We start from the raw sequence: 20,988 nt of genomic DNA, 5'->3' as shown, positions 1-20,988 counted from the left end.
AAAGTGAGATATGTTTTTTTCGTATTAGGAATTTTTATATTATCCCTTGGAATTTCGTTTACTATACAATCAGACCTTGGGACTTCACCTTTTGATGCACTTTTGGTAGGACTGTCCATAAATGTGGGGCTTACTGTGGGAAGTTGGGAAATCATAATAGCTATAATATTGATATGTTGTAATTCGCTTTTAAAAAGACAAAGACCAGAAGTTTTGGGGTTGTTAACGGCATTTATAACGGGTATTGGAATTGATATGTGGCTTTTTTTATTACACAATTTGATAACACCTGAACTATGGTACAGCAAAGTTGTTTGTTTTGGAATTGGTTTAGTCGTTGTAGGATTAGGAACTGCAACATATTTACAGACAAATTTTGCACCAATTCCAGTTGACCGATTAACATTGATCGTACAAGAATTTACTAGAACAAATCTATTTTTTTCGAGAACATTCATCTACCTTATATTCTTGATCATAGCAGTCATTTTAAATGGACCCATTGGCATTGGAACTTTGTTAACCGTTTGTTTAGGGGGGCTAATACTCAATTACTTTATGCCACTTACTGAAAAAGTACTTGACCGCATATTAACACACTCTGATACATCACCAAATCATGAGAAAGATAAAAAGCATTCTATATAGAATGCTCAGAGTGTCGAGAAAGTCCAGAGGACTTTTCGACACTTCTATTTTTATATGGGGAGACGCATCTTTTAAAACAAAAATCGATTTAAAACGATCTGAGGACCCTAGTTTTTAGACCACTAAGACAGTTTTAAACCCCCTGCAAAAAAACAGGGGGTTTCTCGACAGCCTGAGCATTCTATATAGAATGCTTTTTATGTTGTTCAACTAACTTGGTCTGTTAAAAGATGTACTATCATAACGTTGATTTTGATACAGAAATGTACTTTGTACTTAAGTTTGTCTAGAAGAATTGGTACTGTTATTTGTCACTCCATTGGTACTTTAATTGTGTCTAATTCATTTTTATAATGTGTTTGTATTTTGAAGGTCAATTAATAAAGGAGTGTAGCTTTATGTTCTGTGGATTATCTGCTTTTCCACTCACCCCCGTTAACGAGACAGGTATTGACGAAAAAGCATTTGTGACACTGATTCAACGATTAGTTGCAGCTGGTGTCGACTCAATTGGTGCATTGGGTTCAACTGGAAATTATGCATATTTTAATCGAGAAAAACGTTTACGTGTGCTTCGACTTGCTGTCCGTTCAGCTGAGGGGATTCCCGTGATGACAAGTATAAGTGCGATTCGTACTTCTGAAGTACTTCGATTAGCGGAAGATGCACAAAGAGCAGGAGCAAGCGCAGTGTTGCTAGCCCCTGTCTCCTATCAAACACTAACGAATGAAGAAGTATTTTTACTCTATGAACAGGTAACCAGTTCACTCTCCATTCCACTTTGTGTATATGATAATCCGAGTACCTCGCATTTCCATTTTAGTGATGAGTTGCACGGTCGGATTGCTGAGCTACCTAACGTTCGTTCTATCAAGATTCCTGGAGTACCTTCTGATCCTGAAGCAGCCAAGGCACGCATTAGAAAACTACGCACGACCATTCCTCCCCATGTAACTACAGGAGTAAGTGGAGATTCATTTGCAGTCACTGGCTTGAATGCAGGCTGTGAAGCATGGTACTCGGTTCTCGGTGGTTTGTTTCCAAAGGCGTGCCTAAAAATGACCCGTTTGGCCCAGGACGGTTTTGTTGATGAAGCGGAACGACTCTCGGCGCTACTTGAACCTATTTGGACGTTATTTCATCAATATGGTAGCCTTCGTGTTGTTTCAGCAGCAGCAGAAATAAGTGGCTTGATCTCAAGTCCCAGTCTTCCTTTGCCCTTACAACCATTGAATCAATCAGCTAGAGAACACTTGGAATTCATACTAAAGGATCTTCAGTCTACAGAAACATTCTGTTGCCCATTCGGCTAATAGCTTTTCGAAGAGAAGACTACTAAGCACGTTTGCTGTAAAATTTTTCGTTATGAGTGTTGGAGAAACAACAGATGTGAGCTTCAATCATAGCATTTTTTTCGGGACTAACGCCTGTGCTTGTTGTCCTGCTAGCTACTTTGCTTTGGGAAAAGACACTTACTTTTAGTGCAGCTAGTCGAATTCTGCATCATTATCCTTCTCGCTTATCGTCGTTAAATACAAGCGAGATCTGCAAGTAGGACATTACCGAGGCTAGCAATGGAGCGTGCTGGCTATCTTGTTTCATAGCTTCACAGACCTTTCCTCGAAACAAGCTTTACTTTACGGAGTATCTATTTTGCCTATGTCGTCAAGAGATATTCGGTTTAATTCTAGCATTGATTGGAATTATCGTAATTAAAATGATGTTTTAAACAAATTGATGTTTAAACTGCATATGAATTCAACCAGCAATTGCTAAATAAAGAAGACCCGCGTTTATTGAAACACGGGTCTTCTTTTGTTAAGTTCATTGAGCTTATTCAAAGTGGTATCTTTTAAATAATCAAAACAATTCGTAACATACAATGGAGCTAATCCATCTTATAATCTTCCCTTAATATATAATGTGCATAATCAACCTAAACTTGACGAATTTTATAATACTTAAATTTTCAAATGGAATTATTTTTGCTGTTTTTTCAATGCAGGCAAGGGCAGTCGGACAAGCCGCCGCCCTCTGCACACGCAAAGTGAAATCATTGCATCTTAGAAAACAGATTTAGAAAACAAAGTCGATGGAATCCGGCGAGAAGCCTTCCGGTTGCTCGTCCGAGTTCACCTGAATATCGCTTAACAGCAAATCTGGATTGATCCCAACCTGGGACAGGATCGCTATCAAATCTCTGGTTAATCTCTCAATAGCGTCGGCTCCAAACAGCTTCGTGCAATATTCAAAGGAACCCTTGATTTCCCCGTCTTCATCACTCATAGACAAGGTCAAATCGAATTTGGAGATGCTGTGCTCCTGAACATATGGACTGAAGGACAGCGTTTCTAGCTTCGCTTCCTGTGACTCCGTATTTTGCAGTACAAACATAGTGTCAAATAATGGGTTACGGCTTGCATCCCGTGCTACATCCAGCTTTTCCACCAACTCTTCCAGTGGATAATCCTGATGCTCAAAGGCTTGCAGCGTACGATCTCTGGCTTCTAGCAAGTAGCTGTGGAACGGTTGGTTGCCCTTCGGCTGATGCCGGATGGCTAGCGTGTTGACGAACATTCCGATCAGTGGCTCCAGTTCAGGCAACAAGCGGCCTGCTACCGGCGTACCGATGATCAAATCGTCCTGACCGCTGTATTTGGACAGCAGAATGGTGTAGGCACTCAACAGCACCATGTACAGTGTACTTCCGGTTTGTGCCGCAATTCGGTGCAGTTGCTCGGATACATTCGCGTCCACTGTAAATTCATACATCGCACCCTCGAAGCTGCGAACAGCAGGTCTAGGATAAGCAATTGGCAAATCCAGTACCGGCAATTCTCCGGCTAAATGCTCCAGCCAGAAGTGTTCCCGGCGTTGGTATGACTCACGCTGCGTCTCCTGTTGCTGCCACACGGCGTAGTCTTTGTACTGAATTTGCAGCGGCTCCAATTCCTGTCCCTCGTACAGTTGTACCAGCTCCTGCACGATATTGTTAGACGATACACCGTCTGAAATAATATGGTGCATGTCGTACATCAGGAGATGGCGCTCTGGTTCAGTTTGAATAAGACGGACACGCAGCAGTGGTGCCTGGCGAAGGTCAAAGCTGCGTACAAAGGACTCGATATAGGCTCCGGCTTCGGACTCCCTGGCCTGCAAGTGCTCTACTGCAAACTCCACTTGATCGTAAACCCGCTGAACGACCTCGCCTTCCACCATTTCAAAGGAAGTCCGCAGCGTTTCATGGCGGGCTATTAACTGACGGAACGCATCTTCCAGCCGATCGGCCTGAAGCGGCCCCTCCACGGTTAATACACCCGGCATATTGTAGCTGAGATCCCCACCTTCCAGATGGCTCAAAATGTACAGTCGTTTTTGAACCGAGGAAACCGGGTAGTACGCCTGTTGCGCCGCCGCAGGGATCACCGTATAGGTGTCTGTACCGTGCGTAGCTATGAGCTGAGCTTGCTGCTCAATCGTGAAGTGTTGGAACACCTCACGCAGCGTAATCCGGCTGTCCAGTTCCTGATGGATTTTGGCCACCAGCGTCGTTGCCCGCAGGGAGTGCCCACCCACGTCAAAGAATGAGTCGGTGACTCCTACGGTGGACAGCTTCAAGACATCCTGCCAGATTTGGGCTAGTTTGGCTTCCAGCGGCGTCCGCGGTGCAACGTACTCCAGGCCTCCTTCGAGACGTGCTTCCGGTGCCGGCAACGCCTTGCGGTCGATTTTCCCGTTCGGTGTCAGCGGGAAACGATCCAGTTGTACCACATACGTCGGGATCATGTAATCCGGCAGCTTCGGCTGCAGCGCATTGCGCAGCTCCGGCAAACTCAGGGACTCTGAAGCTATGATGTAGGCACACAGGTCCTTGTGTCCGTCTTCGTTTTCCCATGCTGTGACCACGGCTTTCTGAATGCCATCCACGGTCAGCAGCTGCGCTTCCACTTCGCCCAGCTCGATCCGGTAACCCCGGATTTTCACCTGATGGTCGATCCGGCCCAAATACTCAATGCTGCCGTCTGGCAACCACCGTGCCAGGTCGCCCGTCCGGTACATCCGGTTTGCGTGAGTGCTGTCCGCTTGATCGGTTGCTGCCGTATCAGCGAACGGATTCAGGACGAACTTCTCTGCCGTCAGCTCCGGCAGGTTCAGGTATCCTCGTCCTACACCTGCACCTCCGATATAAAGCTCACCTGCGATCCCGATTGGTACCAGCTGTTGCTGGCTGTTCAAGATGTACACGGACTGGTTCGCTATCGGCGTTCCGATGGATACCGTATGCTCCCCTTTTTCCAGCAGTGCGTTCAGGGCTTCCACATCTTCAATCGTATAAGCAGTCGCATCTACCGTGGTTTCGGTCGGACCGTACACGTTGGTAATCACCGGACGATACCCGGACCACTTGTGCAGGAACACATTTACCAGCTGCACGGATAATGCTTCGCCACCGATCAGGTAATGCTTCACCTCCGGCGCTTCCGTCACATTGACGCTTTCGTTCAAAATATGCAGATGCGCAGGTGTGCCGTCCGACAGATCAATCCGGTGCGTACGGTAGTAGGCGATCAAATGCTCTCCGCTCAGACTGACGTCACGGGACACCACGTGCAGGGTGTGGCCTAACAGCAAGCTGGCAAAGATTTGCTTCACTGAAGCGTCAAATACAAATGCCGACAGCCATGCGACATGAAGCGGCTGTTCATAACGGCTGTATACTCGCTCCAATAAAGCATCTACCAGATTGCTAACACTGCCCTGCTCGATCATGACCCCTTTCGGTTGGCCAGTGGTACCTGACGTGTAAATCATATAGGCCAGATTATGCGGGCGGGCGACAGGGATTAGATTACTCGCATCCTGTGCTCCCAGTTGAGCTTGAACGTCCTCGTCATCCAAGACTACAGCTCGAACTGTGCTGAGCGACAGGTTGGCAACTCTGCTTGTAATCACGACCTTGGCCCCACTGTCTTGGAGCATGTAGTCGATGCGCTCCTGTGGATACATCGTATCCATCGGCACATACGCGCCTCCGGCCTTAAGTACCCCCAGAATGCTCACCAGAATATCCGCAGAACGTTCCAACAATACGCCAACCGGTTGATCTGTTTCGACCCCTTCCGCTCGTAACACACGAGCCAATTGGTTCGCACGCTCATTCAGCTCAGTGTAGGTCAGCGCGGTGGCCCCAGACACAACTGCTATCCGCTCAGGGTTTCGCTTCGCTTGCTCTTCAAAGCGTTCGCTGAGCGAACGGCCTTGCACCTGTCTGTGTTCAGCACAACGCACACTATGTGCGTTCGGGTCATTAAATACCTCCAGAATCTGCACGGTTTCTTCTACTGTAATCAACTCCAGCTCACCCAGCTTCGCATCCGGGTTCGCCGCCACGGCTTCAGCCAAGCGAATAAAGTGGCGTATCATCCGTTCCACGGTTTCCCGTTGATACAACGCGGTTGCATACTGCAATCCGAACTGGATGCCTGCCTCTTCCTCTCTGGCTTCCAGCGTCAAATCAAACTTGACTGGCGTTTGTTCTAAGCCGTATGGACGGAAGCTCAGGTTCGCCAGCTGCAGCTCTCCTTCCTCAGTCGTTTGCAGGGTAAACATCGTATCAAACAGTGGATGGCGGCTCATATCCCGTTTCACGTTCAGCTTTTCCACCAGCTCCTCAAACGGATAGTCCTGGTGCTCGTAAGCTTGCAGGGCACGCGTCTTGACATCCTCCACGTAGCTTCGGAAGCTTTGCTCTGCCGTCGGATAGTTCCGTAATGCCAACGTTCCGACGAACATCCCGATCATTGGCTCCAGATCCGCATGCGGTCGTCCGGCAATTGGCGTGCCAACTACGATGTCCTCTTGCCCGCTGTATTGATGCAAGAGCGCGGTGTACGCTGCCAGCAGCACCATATACAGCGTGGAGCCTGTGTGCGCCGCCAGTTCTTTCAGCCGTTCGCTGACTTCACGTTCCAGTCCAAACACCACCGTATCACCTGCGGTACTTCGCACCGCCGGACGTGCAAAGTCCGTCGGTACATCCAGCACTGGCAGCTCATCCCGGAAGGTGTCGAGCCAGTACGCTTCCTGACGTTGCATCCACTTCTGATGGGCTTCGCTTTGCTGCCATACCGCATAATCCTTGTACTGAATTCGCAATGGCGATAGCTCTTTACCATCATACAAGCGGACAAATTCATCGGTCAGTACTCCCATGGACACACCATCCGAAACGATATGGTGCATATCGAGCATGAGTAAATGCTGCGGTTCCTGCTCGGTTCCTTGTACGCCCAAATCTACCAAGCCTACCCGCAGCAGCGGAGCGGCTTGCAGATCGAACGGACGTACAAACTGCCGCACCCGTTCTTGTGCTTCCTGGCTGACCATCGTGTCCGTATCCGTAGTCGCATCTTCTGCCTGTACCTTTGTATATTCCACCTCAAACGGCACGGTGTCCTCAATCCATTGCATTGGCTCACTGTCCACCAGTGCAAAGCGGGTACGCAAGGTCGCATGACGGGCGATTAATTGACGGAACGCGTCTTCTACCCGTTTCACATCCAGCGGTCCGCTCACTTGCAGCACCGACGGCATGTTGTAGTTCACATCATTCGGGTCGAACTGATGTAGCACATACAGTCGTTTTTGCGCCGAAGATAACGGGTAGAAGCTGCGCTCTTCCGTTACCGGAATGGACGCATATGTTACTTGATCCAGCTGTTCCAGTACGACTGCCAATTGTTCAATTGTTGGTGATTCAAAAATACTGCGTAGTGGAAGCGGCTTGTTCAGCTCCTTGTGAATTTTCGAGGCCAGCGTCGTCGCCCGCAGCGAGTGTCCGCCAATCTCGAAGAAGTTTTCCTTCACACCGACCTGCGCCAGACCCAGCACATCCTGCCAAATTTGCGCCAGCTTCACTTCCACCCATGTCCGCGGCGCGACATAATCCGCTCCGCTTTGCAGGCTGTCTTCCGGTGCTGGCAGTGCTTTGCGGTCGATTTTCCCATTCCGAGTCAACGGCATCTGCTCCAGCTGTACCAGATAGGAAGGGACCATGTAACCCGGCAGCTTCTGGCTCAAAGCGCTGCGTAGCTCACTTGCCACAACTTCCCCATCGGCGACCACATAAGCGCAGAGCTGCTTCTGCCCTTGCTCATCTTCACGTGCGATGACCACAGCTTCTCGCACTGCCTCCAGTTTCAACAGCTGCGTTTCTACCTCGCCCAGTTCGATCCGGTAGCCCCGAATTTTCACCTGTGCGTCGATCCGTCCTTTATATTCCAGCGTCCCGTCCACATTCAAGCGTACCAGGTCGCCTGTGCGATAGCAGCGTTCTCCGCTGCGGAACGGGCTGTCGATGAACTTTTCGGACGTCAGGTCCGGACGGTTGCGGTATCCACGTGCCACCCCGTCACCGCCGACGATCAGCTCACCCCATACCCCGACGGGCTGAAGCCGCATCGAACGGTCCACGACATACGCTGTCGAATTATGGATCGGTCTGCCAATTGGCACCGATTCCAATTGCATACCAGTGATCGCATGCACTGTCGAAAAGGTCGTATTTTCGGTCGGGCCATAGATGTTACTGATCCGCAAGGATGGATGAGCCTCCAGCACCCGGTTCATATGTGGTACGGACATCACATCACCGCCGATCAGCAGCTCCCGTACCCCCTCGAACAGCGCCAGATCCTGCTGGGACAGCTGGTTAAAGAGCGGTGTAGTCAGAAACATCGTGGTAATGCCGTGGCTACGCACAGCTTCCTTAAGCTTGGGGGCGTCCAAAATGACACCCTGGCTCACTAGCACCAGCTGTCCACCATTCAATAGCGCCCCCCAAATTTCGAAGGTGGATGCGTCGAAAACAACAGCCCCTGTCTGTAAAATGCGCGTGTCGGCATCTAATTGCGCGTAGTTTGTATTTTTCACCAAACGTACGACATTACGATGCTCCACCATAACGCCCTTCGGCTGCCCCGTCGTACCCGACGTATAAATGACATAGACCAGATCGTTCGGACCAGACAACGATTCCAGATTGGAACCATCCTCGTGATACACACCCTGTGACCCATTCAGCACCAGCACGTTACCGTCAAAAGCTGCTTTGTCCACCAGATGGTTTTGCGTTAACAACAGCTTCGCACCCGAGTCGTCCAGCATGTAGCGGATACGCTCCTCTGGATAGGTCGGATCGATTGGGACATATGCACCCCCGGCTTTCAAAATGCCTAAGATCCCCACGATCAAGTCTACCGAACGTTCGGTCATCAGACCCACCAGGCGATCCTTCGTCACGCCTTGACTACGCAAGGTGCGCGCCAGACGATTCGCACGTGCATTCAGCTCGCGATAGGTCAACTGCTCTCCTTCGAAGAACAACGCTGGCTGTTCCGGTGTCTGCGCCGTTTGTGTCTCGAACAAGCCATGGATCGTTTGCCCGCTCGGATACTCGGCAGCTGTATCTCCCCATACGCGGAGAATTTGCTCACGCTCCTGCTCACTTACCATATCCAGCTCATGCACTCGAATGTCCGGCTTCGCCACCACCTGCTCCAACAGCTGTACCAGATGGCCCTGAGTCCGTTCAACAGCTTCCCGATCATATAACTTCGCATTGTATTCAAATCGGATTTTCATCGCTTCCTGCGGCATGACAACCAGATTGAAATCATAGTTGGTTTGTTCAATCATGCCGGCATTGCGAATTTCAAAATCCGACTCTACACCTTCGCCAAGTTGCTCGACCTGCTCCTCCACCGGATAGTTTTCAAACACGATAATGTGGTTGATCAGATCTTGCTTTTGCTCGCTCAAGGCTTGAATTTCATACAGCGGATACGTTTCATAATCTTGAGAAGTCAGCGCCTGCTTCTGATTCATTCTGATCATGTCAGCAAAGGTGTCCTCAGCCCCACTGCGGATACGTATTGGAATGGTGTTAATGAACAAGCCCACCATATTTTCGATCCCCGTAATATCCGCTGGACGACCAGACACTACACCGCCAAAAACAGCGTCGTCACTACCGTTGTACTTTTGGAGCAGCAATCCCCAGGCTGTTTGCAGCAATGTATTCGGGGTCACGTGGTGCTGCTTAGCCACCATTTCCATACGTCCGGTCAAATCCTTGCCGAGATCGCACAGGATATGCTCAAATTGTGCACCGTCCGCTTTCACGCCTACTTTTCCGGTCGGAATCGAAGTTTGCTGATCATAGCCGAGCAAATAATCCTTCCAGTAGGAAGCTGCCGCTTCTACATCCTGTGCTTCAAGCCACTCAATATACTGACTGTATGGAGTCACGGGGGCAAGCTTCGGCTGTCTATGCTCCACGGCTGCAAAATAAGCCTCAAACACCTCATCCGTGACTAACGCCACACACCAGCCATCCATCAAGATGTGATGAGAGCTCCACACAAAATAATAATCCTCGTCGCCTGTTCGTAAAATCGCCACGCGCATCAACGCATCCCGGGATAAATCGAATCCGGCTGCCTTGTCCTTGCGAATAAATTCCTTCACATACGCGTCACGCTCCCGCTCATTCAGATGACGCAAATCTTCACATCTAAAACCAACATCCTTGCGGCGGAAAATGACCTGCACAGGCTCATCCTGCCAACCGCTGATGAAATTAGCTCTAAATATTTCATGCCGCTGCGCCAAATGATTCAAGCTATCTTGGAAAATATCCGCTTGGAAGCGTCCGTGCAAATCAAAGGTCGTTTGTTCAAAATAAGCACCTGACGCTGCATCCATCAGACTATGGAACAACATGCCTTTTTGCATCGGTGTCAGCGCATAGACATTTTCCAGTTCCCCCATGTCACGTGTCCGTTCTACCAATTGATCCAGCTCGGCCATGGTTACATTTTTCAGCATGACATCGCTTGGCGTCAGCTCTTGCTGTTTGCGGCTTGTGCAATGCGTAATGATTTCCTGCAAGCTGGTTCTGAACTGTTCGGCTAACTGCTCCATCGTTTCACGACGATATTCCTGCTTGCTGTAGCTGATCGTCAATTGCAGCTCGCCTTCCGAAATCAGTCCGTTCATATCCAGCGTGTGCGATCTGGCTGCATGGGCGCTAAGCTCTGCACCGCTAGCGTAAGGAGATACGCCAATGGATTGATTTTGCATATCTTGGTCAAATTGTCCCAAATAGTTAAAGCTGATTTCAGGTTCGGTTACAAAACGCTCTTGCTCACGTGCTGCGGACAGGTATCTCAACATACCGTAGCCGATGCCCTTTTGCGGAATGCGGCGTAGTCCTTCTTTCACATGTTTGATGCGCTGTGAAAGGTCTTGCCCCACGCTCATATCCAGCACAACCGGGAATTGGGTCGTAAACCAGCCCACGGTGCGCGTAATATCCAGTTCTGGCAAAATGGATTCCCGTCCATGGCCTTCCAGGCTCACGAGCACTCGTTCCAGGCCCGCCCAGCGATGAATCGTCAGCCCCAATGCGGTAAGCAGCACATCATTCATCTCCGTGTTGTAGGCACGATGCGCTTGTTTTAACAGCTGCTCCGTTTCCTGAGCTGTCCACGTAACTGTAATGTTCTCGCTGTCCCTATTGAAGGAATGAGAAGGGGACTCGTCTTTTGGAAGCGGCTGATATACGCCTTGTTCCATTTCCTGCCAGAATGCGAGTTCAGCTGCCATGGCCGGACTGTTCGCATATTGAGACTGCCCATCCGCCCAGGTGCGGAACGAATCCGTTTTGTGCGGAAGACGAGCCGCTTGTCCGTTCAATGCCTGCTCATAGGCGGTCGTAATATCCTCGAACAAAATGCGCCAAGATACGGTATCCACCACTAAGTGGTGAATAGCTATCAGCAAATGATCTCCATCAGGACAATGGAACAGCCCCAGCTTCACCAGCGGTCCTTCGCTTAAATGAATGCCCGCCTGAATTTCATTCACTTTGGCCTCGATCGCCGCTGCCACCTCAGTCTCATGGCTGAAGTCCATACGTTCCAGCGTATACAGCTCGCCCTCCCCAATCGCGCGGTTCCAGGCTTCATAACCGTGCTCACTAGGACGGAAAATGATACGCAGTGCGTCGTGATGGCTAACGATTTGATCCATCGCCGTGCGCAATGCCAGTTCATCAAAACCGTCCTTGCTATGCAGCATAATGGACTGGTTATGATGATGAGCATCAGCATCCGTCAGGTTCTGCTCAAAGAACCATTGTTGCACCGGTGTCAGCTTCACAGCGCCCACCACTTCGCTCTGATCCGCCAATCGGGTCACCGATTGGACTTTCAGTGCCAAGGCAGACACGGTTGGATGACTGAACAGGTCTTTCATCTCCAGTCGATAACCTGCTTGCAGCAATCGGGAGGATACTTGCAAGGCTTTGATCGAATCGCCACCCAGCTCGAAGAAGTTATCCTGCGTGCCTACCGCTTCCACGCCGAGTACTCCGGCCCATACCGCAGCCAGCACTTGCTCCACCGTGGTACGCGGTGCCACATAGGCTGCACCGGTATGGATGCTTCCTTCCGGTTCCGGCAAGGCCTTGCGGTCGATTTTTCCATTGTGGGTCAGTGGCAAGGTCTCCAGACGCATCAAGCGTGCAGGTACCATATGTGCTGGCAGTCCTGCTTCCAGCTCGGCCTGTACCTCCTCGATCCGCAGCTCGGTTTCTCCCGTGATGTATCCGCACAAATACTTGTGTCCACGCTCATCCGTCCGGTCGATGACTACCGCTTGACGCACGCCCGGCACCCGCTGGATCGCCGTTTCAATCTCGCCCAGCTCGATCCGGTAGCCGCGGATTTTCACTTGATCATCCATCCGCCCGATAAAGTCTACATTGCCGTCCGGCATCCACCGCGCCAAGTCACCTGTGCGGTACAGTCGTTCACCTGGCACGAACGGATTGGCCACGAATTTCTCGGCGGTCAGGTCCGCACGATTCAGGTAGCCTCGTGCTACCCCGGCACCGCCAATGCACAGCTCGCCCAGTACGCCGATCGGCACCGGATTTAGCTGGCTGTCCACAATGTAGAAGCGGGCGTTCAGCCACGCCTGGCCAATCGGTACATTGCCGCTGCTTGGCAGCTTCGACAATTCTTCGTCGTAGAAGCTGGAGTCAATCGCCGCTTCCGTGACACCATAGCTGTTCATAATGCGGATATCCGCGCCAAACCGTTCTTGCAGCACCCGGTAGTCTGTCACACTGCAGCTATCCGAGCTGGTGATCAGCAGTTCCAGACTGCTCATGTCCAGTCCCTGTTCATACACATGCTGCATAAACGGTACGATCAGGGCCGGGGTCGATTCGAACACCGTAATCTGATAGTCGCGAATCCAGCCATATAGACGGCTTGGGTCGATGCGATCATCTTTCGGACAGATAACCATCGTGCCACCGTTATAAAGCGTTCGCGCAATATCCCCGACGAACACGTCGAAGGAGAAGCTCGCCAGTTGCAGCAACCGTACCGGGAACTGGTTCAGACGGTAATCCCGGCGATAGGCCGCGGCTGTGTTTACCAAACTGCGATGCTCAATCATGACCCCTTTCGGACGTCCCGTTGTACCGGAGGTGTAGATCACATACGCCAGATCCTGCTGTTCATTGATGTGATTGACGTCTGTGGTATCCCCGGTGTACAACGACTCATCGTCCAACGCCAGTACGGTATGCAAACGTATCCCCGTTGCGGATTCGGATGTAGTTTTGCTTTCATCCAGCCATACCTGTGCACGCTCCTGCAAGCCGATTTGGGTCAACAGTACCGTCGCACCACTGTCCTCCAGCATGAAACGAATACGTTCGGACGGATAGTCCGCATCTAGCGGCACATAGGCGCCTCCAGCTTTCCACACCGCCAGTACGCCGACCAGCATGTCTACCGAACGTTCACTCAAAATGCCGACCATCGACTCGCGGCCAATGCCTTCATTTCGCAGTCTACGGGCCAATTGGTTCGCACGCTCGTTCAGTGTGCGGTACGTCAGTTGTTGTTCCTCGTACACCACCGCCACGTGATCTGGTACAAGCTGCGCCTGTTCTTCCACATAGGTATGGAACAAGGCTCCTGCTTCAACAGCAGCAACATCCGATACTCCCACATCTCCAAAACCGTAGATGATTTGTGCCTTCTCCTCGACGGTTACCATATCCAAAGTTGCCAGTGGCTGCTGCGGATGCAGGGTAATTGCACGTACAAGTTCGGTAAAATGCTGTGCCAATCGCCCGATGGTCTCAGCCTTGTACAGCGCCGTGCTGTATTCCAGACTGCACAGAATGCCTTCCGGCTGCTCCACTGCATCCAAGGTCAGATCAAATTTGGCCGTATGATTGTCCGTCGGATACGTTTTAAAGGTCAGACCCTCCAGCTCGAACTCCTGCTGTTCAAATGTTTTCAGCTCAAACATCGTGTCAAACAGCGCATTCCGGCTCGTATCCCGCGTTAAATTCAGCTTTTCAACCAGTTCTTCAAAAGGATACTCCTGATGCTCATAAGCACTGAGCGCATGCTCTTTGACCTCTTGCAAGTAATCCAGGAACGTTTTGTCGCCAGCCGGATAATTGCGGATCGCCAGCGTGTTGAGGAATACGCCTACCAAGCCCTCCAGTTCCGCATGTGGTCTTCCGGCAATCGGCGTGCCGACGATAATATCCTCCTGCCCCGAATATTTATGCAAGAGCGTGCTATACGCGGCCAGCAACACCATGTATAAGGTGGAGCCGGTTTGCGCGGCCAGCTGTTTCAACTGCTCGCTGTCCTCCAAGCTGATCGCAAATTCCAATCGAGCTCCTTCCAGACGCTGCACGGCTGGTCTTGCAAAATCTGTTGGCATATCCAGTGCTGGAATGTCACCAGCCATCGTGTTCAGCCAGTAGCTTTCCTGCTCACGAAGACGTTCACTTTGCATATCGGCATGCTGCCAAACCGCATAGTCCTTGTACTGGATGCGCAGGGGCAGCAGTTCCTTGCCTTCATACAATTGAGAGAACTCCTGCACGATAATTCCTTCAGTCACGCCATCCGAAATAATATGGTGCATGTCATAGAGCATGACGTGACGCTCCGCTCCGGTTTCCACCAACTGAACCCGCAGCAACGGTGCTTGTGCGAGATCAAATGCACGTACAAAGTCCTGTGCGTACTGCTGGGTCTCTTCTTCGCTTGCCTGCACATGCTCCACGTTGAATGCGACGCCCGATTCAATCCGTTGAATCACCTCGCCATCCACCATGTCGAATCTAGTTCGCAGGGCTTCATGACGGGCAATCAGCTTACGGAAGGCTTGCTCCAGTCGCGTTTTATCCAAGGAACCTTCAATGATCAAAGCGCCTGGCATATTGTAGCTAACCTCTCCGCCTTCCAGGTGACTCAGCACGTACATCCGTTTTTGCGCCGAGGAAACCGGATAATATGCACGTTCCTCCGCAACAGGGATGGATACATACGTTTGCTGTGTCTGAACTTCTCCCATCACCTGTACCAGTTGCTCAATCGTCGGATATTGGAAAATATCTCGCAGCGCCAGCTTGTAATTCAGCTCCTGATGGATTTTCGCCATCAGTGTTGTCGCGCGCAGAGAATGTCCTCCGACTTCAAAGAAATGGTCCTTAATACCGATCTGCGGATGATTCAGAACACTTTGCCAAATACGTACCAACTGCTCTTCCAGCAGTGTGCGCGGTGCCACGTACGCTGTGCCTCCTTCAAGGCGCGCTTCCGGCGCAGGCAACGCTTTGCGGTCAATTTTCCCGTTTGGTGTCAGCGGGAAATGATCCAGTTGTACGACATATGTCGGGATCATATAACCCGGCAGCTTGGGCTGCAGCAGGTTGCGCAGCTCGGGCAAATTCAGCGCCTCAGAGGCTACGACATACGCACACAAATCCTTGTCTCCGTCTTCGTTTTCCCAGGCGGTGACGATGGCTTTCTGAATACCGTCCACGGTCAGCAGCTGTGCTTCCACCTCGCCCAGTTCAATCCGGAAACCCCGGATTTTGACCTGATCATCCATCCGGCCAATAAAGTCCACATTGCCATCTGGCATCCACCGCGCCAAATCGCCTGTGCGGTACAGTCGTTCACCCGGTACATATGGATTCGCTACGAATTTCTCGGCCGTCAGGTCTGCACGGTTCAGGTAGCCTCGTGCCACCCCGGCTCCGCCAATGCACAGTTCACCAAGTACGCCGATCGGCACCGGATTCAGCTGGCTGTCCACGATGTAGAAGCGTGCGTTCAGCCACGCCTGGCCAATCGGCACATTGCCGCTGCTTGGCAGCTTCGACAATTCTTCGTCGTAGAAGCTGGAGTCAATCGCCGCTTCCGTGACGCCGTAACTGTTCATAATGCGAATATCCGCGCCAAACCGTTCTTGTAACAAACGGTAATCCGTCACACTGCAGCTATCCGAGCTGGTAATCAGCAGTTCCAGACTGCTCATGTCCAGTCCCTGTTCATGCACATGCTGCATAAACGGTACGATCAGGGCCGGAGTCGATTCGAATACGGTAATCTGGTAATCGCGAATCCAGCCATACAATCGGCTAAAATCAATCCGATCGTCTTTCGGACAAATGACCATCGTGCCACCGTTATAGAGCGTCCGCGCGATATCCCCGACGAAGACGTCGAAGGAGAAGCTCGCCAGCTGCAGCAAACGTACCGGGAACTCGCTCAGACGGTAATCCCGACGATACGCCGCAGCCGTATTGACCAAGCTGTGATGTTCGATCATGACACCCTTCGGACGTCCTGTTGTCCCGGAGGTGTAAATGACATACGCCAGATCCTGCGGTTCGTTGATAGGCTCGATATCGGTGGTATCTCCGATGTACAGCGACTCATCGTCCAACGCCAGCACGGTATGCAGACGCAGCACTGTTGCCGGTTCGGATGCTGCTTCGCTGTCAGACTTCGAATCTGATTTCAAGCTTACGCCTTCACTAAGGCGGTCTCTTTCCATCGTTTCAGCGCTAACCGCCGTCTCCAGCTCACTCTCATTCTTTCCTTCGCCCAGAGCCCATTGGCTTTCATTCAGCCAACCCAGTGCACGCTCCTGCAAGCCCGTTTGGGTCAACAGTACCCTCGCACCACTGTCCTCTAGCATGAAACGAATACGTTCTGACGGATAGTCTGCATCCAGCGGCACATAGGCGCCTCCAGCCTTCCACACCGCCAATACACCGACCAGCATATCCACCGAGCGTTCACTCAAGATGCCAACCATCGACTCGCGTCCAACGCCTTCGTTCCGCAATCTCCGCGCCAATTGGTTCGCACGCTCGTTCAGTTTCCGGTACGTAAGTTGCTGCTCCTCGTACACCACCGCCACATGATCCGGTACAAGCTGCGCGTGTTCTTCCACTAAGATATGGAATAAGGCTCCTGCTTCAGCAGCAACATCCGATACCCCCACATCTCCAAATCCATGGATGATTTGTGCTTTTTCCTCGGCAGGTACCATATCCAAAGCTGCCAGTGGCTGTTGTGGATGAAGTGAAATTGCACTTACAAGCTCGGTAAAATGCTGTGCCAATCGCGCAATCGTCTCAGGCTTATACAGCGCCGTGCTGTATTCCAGACGGCACAGAATGCTTTCTGGCTGCTCTATTGCATCCAAGCTCAGATCAAATTTGGCCGTATGATTTTCCAGCGGATACGAATGTAAGGTCAGACCTTCCAGCTGCAACTCCTGCTGCTCCAATGTTTTCAACTCAAACATCGTGTCAAACAGCGCATTCCGGCTCGTATCCCGCGTCAAATTCAGCTTTTCAACCAGCTCTTCAAAAGGATAGTCCTGATGCTCATAAGCACTGAGCGCATGCTCCTTCACCTCTTGCAGATAATCCAGGAACGATTGGTCGCTAGACGGATAATTGCGGATTGCCAGCGTGTTGATGAAGACACCTACCAGACTCTCCAGTTCCGCATGCGGTCTTCCAGCAATCGGCGTGCCGACTACGATATCTTCTTGGCCTGTGTATTTATGCAAGAGCGTGGTGTACGCCGCCAGCAGCACCATATACAAGGTTGAACCTGTTTGCGAAGCCAGTTCTTTCAGGCGTTTGCTAACTTCACGCTCCAGTCCGAATTCGATCGTATCCCCTGCCGTACTCTGTACCGCCGGACGGGCAAAGTCGGTTGCCAGATCCAGCACAGGCACGCCGCCCCGGAAGGTACCCAGCCAGTACGCTTCCTGACGCTGCATCCACTCCTGGTGGGCTTCGCTTTGCTGCCATACCGCATAGTCTTTGTACTGAATCCGCAATGGTGATAGCTCTTCACCGCCATACAAGCGGACAAATTCATCGGTCAGCACCTCCATCGACACACCATCCGAAACGATATGGTGCATGTCGAGCATGAGCAGATGCTGGGATGCCTGCTCTGCTCCTTGTACGTCTAGATCCACCAAGCCTACCCGCAGCAGCGGTGCAGCTTTCAGATCGAACGGACGCACAAACTGTCGTACCCGTTCTTGTGCTTCCTGGCTGACCGTCGTGTCCGTAGCTGTAGCTGTGTCCTGATCTGTATCCGTAGTTGCACGCTCTGCTTGTACCTTCGTATATTCCACTTTGAACGGCACGGTGTCCTCAACCCATTGCATCGGCTCATTGTCCACCAGCTCAAAGCGGGTACGCAAGGTTGCATGGCGGGCGATCAGTTGACGGAACACATCTTCTACTCGTTTTACGTCCAGCGGACCGCTCACTTGCAGCACCGACGGCATGTTGTAGTTCACATCACTTGGATCAAACTGATGCAGCACATACAGTCGTTTTTGCGCCGAAGATAACGGGTAGAAATTGCGTTCTTCCGTTACCGGAATGGACGCATAGGTTACTTGATCCAGCTGTTCCAGTACGACTGCCAGTTGTTCAATCGTTGGTGCTTCAAAAATACTGCGTAGTGGAAGCGGCTTGTTCAGCTCCTTGTGAATCTTCGAGGCCAGTGTCGTCGCCCGCAGCGAATGTCCGCCAATCTCGAAGAAGTTTTCCTTCACGCCGACCTGCGTGAGACCCAGCACATCCTGCCAAATGTGTGCCAGCTTCACTTCCACCCACGTCCGCGGTGCGACATAATCGGCTCCGGTTTGCAGGCTGACTTCCGGTGCTGGCAGGGCTTTGCGGTCAATTTTTCCATTTGGACTCAGCGGCATTTGCTCCAGCTGTACAAAGTACGACGGCACCATGTAGCTTGGCAGCTCCCGGCCCAGCTCACTTCTCAGCTCACTGGCACCCATTTCTTGCCCGGCGACATAGTACGCCACCATTTGTTTTTGTCCCGTTTCATCCGCACGCGCCGTGACCACGGCTTCTCGTACCGATTCCACTTGGAGCAGCTGCGATTCGACCTCGCCCAGCTCAATTCGGTACCCGCGGATTTTCACTTGATGGTCGATCCGGCCCAAATATTCAATGTTGCCGTCCGGCATCCATCTCGCCAAATCGCCTGTGCGGTACATCCGTTCATAGCCTGCTTCCCCGCCAGCAAACGGGTCGGCTACGAATTTCTCGGCCGTCAGCTCTGGACGGTTCAGATAGCCGCGGGCTACACCTACACCGCCGATGCACAGTTCTCCTGCAACCCCGATCGGCTGCAATTGCTCCGTGCCTTCCTTCACGATGTACAGACGAATATTCTGAATCGGTTTCCCGATTGGAATGACCGCATATTCCTCATCCGGCTCGCAATCGAAGTACGATACGTCCACCGTCGCTTCGGTTGGTCCATACAGGTTGACCAGTTTCGCTCCGGACAGGCTCGACACCAGCCGTTGGAACCGGGCCACATGCTGTGGCGGCAACGCTTCGCCACTGGCAAAGACATGGCGCAGCGTGCCTAGTTTCGCTTGCATCACTTCTCGTGGCTGCTGCTCCACATACTCCAGGAACGCATGCAGCATGGCAGGTACAAAGTGCATTGTGCTCACGCCATCGCGGGCAATCGTGTCGACGATGTCTTCCGGGTTCTTTTCCCCGCCAACGGACAGCAAGCTCACCTTCGAGCCGACCAGCGACCACCAGAACAGCTCCCACACCGACACGTCGAACGTGAAGGCGGTCTTTTGCAGAACCGTATCTTCCGCACTCAAACCGTATCGATCATGCATCCACAAAATCCGGTTCAGCACGGAATGGTGCTCCACCATCACGCCCTTCGGTTTCCCGGTGGAGCCAGAGGTATAGATGACATAGGCTACATGGTGCGGTCCGGCCAATGGCTCCAGATTCGAACCGTCTTTGTGGTAAATGTCTTGGCCATCCTGCTCATGACGATCCAGCACCAGCACCTGGCCGTCGAAACTCCGTGAGGCTTGCTCCGCCAAATGCGATTGCGTCAGCACCAGCTTCGCTCCCGAGTCCTCCAGCATAAAGCGGATACGGTCCGCCGGATATTCCGGATCAATGGGCACGTAGGCTCCGCCTGCTTTGAGGATCGCATAAATGCCTACGATCATGTCCAGCGAACGGTGGACCAGAATGCCTACAGGCTGATCCGGTTCAACACCTGCGGCACGCAACGTTCGAGCCAAACGGTTCGCGCGCTCATTCAACTCCGCGTAGGTCAACGATTCCACTCCGCACAACACTGCCACCTGATCCGGTGTTTTCGTGGCCTGCTGCTCGAACAGTGCACTTAGCGTTTGATCCTGCGGATAGGCTGCCGCCGTATCCCCCCAGACCTGAACGATTTGTGTCTGTTCTTCTGGTGTCACCAATTCCAGCTCATTCACACAGATATGTGGATTGTCGATAATTTGCTCGATAACATGCAGTACATGTCCCTGCATACGCTCTATCGTGATCCGATCGTATACATTGGCGTTATATCTGAACATGATGCGGAAGGTTTCGTCTGGCATCACAATCAAGTCCAGATCATAATTCGTTTGCTCGACAACCTCTACATTCGTAATTTCAAAAGCGGACGGACGAACTTCACCCAGCTGCTCAACTTGCTCCTCTACCGGATAATTCTCAAATACCATAATGTGGTTAATCAAGTTCTGCTTCTGCTCCGTCAGCGCCTGAATTTCATACAGCGGGAAGCTGTCATAGGCTCCCGAGGCCAGTGCCTGTTCCTGCGTTTTCCGCATCACTTCCACAAAAGTGGCATTCCGTTCACTTTGAATCCGCACCGGGATCGTATTAATGAACAAACCAATCATATGCTCTACGCCAGCAATATCCGTCGGACGTCCAGATACGACACTACCGAAAATAACATCCTCGTTGTTGTTATATTTCTGCAAAATAAGGCCCCACACGCTCTGCATCAGCGTATTAATCGTGACCTGCTGCTGCTTTGCAATCCGGTGTATGGCTTTGCTCCACGTTGGGTCCAG

At 51.6% G+C, this 20,988-nt stretch carries 3 protein-coding genes (1 of these 3 only partly in view); 2 read left to right on the top strand and 1 reads right to left on the bottom strand.

Annotation, left to right across the window (positions count from 1 at the left end):
• The first annotated feature begins 3 nt into the window (after window positions 1–3).
• On the top strand, window positions 4–648 hold the full coding sequence (locus ACYCSE_RS22380) for a YczE/YyaS/YitT family protein (RefSeq protein WP_459699982.1): 645 nt from the start codon (window positions 4–6) through the stop codon (window positions 646–648).
• Between the two features lie 398 nt (window positions 649–1,046).
• Window positions 1,047–1,961 carry a dihydrodipicolinate synthase family protein gene (locus tag ACYCSE_RS22375; RefSeq protein WP_459699980.1) on the top strand — a complete coding sequence of 305 codons (915 nt, stop codon included), beginning with the start codon at window positions 1,047–1,049 and terminating at the stop codon, window positions 1,959–1,961.
• A gap of 763 nt (window positions 1,962–2,724) precedes the next feature.
• Here the strand turns inward: ACYCSE_RS22375 and ACYCSE_RS22370 are convergent.
• Window positions 2,725–20,988 carry the end of a non-ribosomal peptide synthase/polyketide synthase gene (locus ACYCSE_RS22370; RefSeq protein ID WP_459699978.1) on the bottom strand. It continues 23,922 nt past the right edge of the window, so the window shows 18,264 of its 42,186 coding nt (coding positions 23,923–42,186); its start codon lies off the right edge, out of view; its stop codon occupies window positions 2,725–2,727.

The organism is Paenibacillus sp. SEL1 (genome assembly GCF_054602535.1).
This window is presented reverse-complemented; position numbering and strand designations above follow the sequence as displayed.

Coding starts and splice junctions, on each gene's coding strand:
- ACYCSE_RS22375 (WP_459699980.1), top strand. CDS start 1,047: ATGTTCTGTGGATTATCTGCTTTTCCACTCACCCCCGTTAACGAGACA.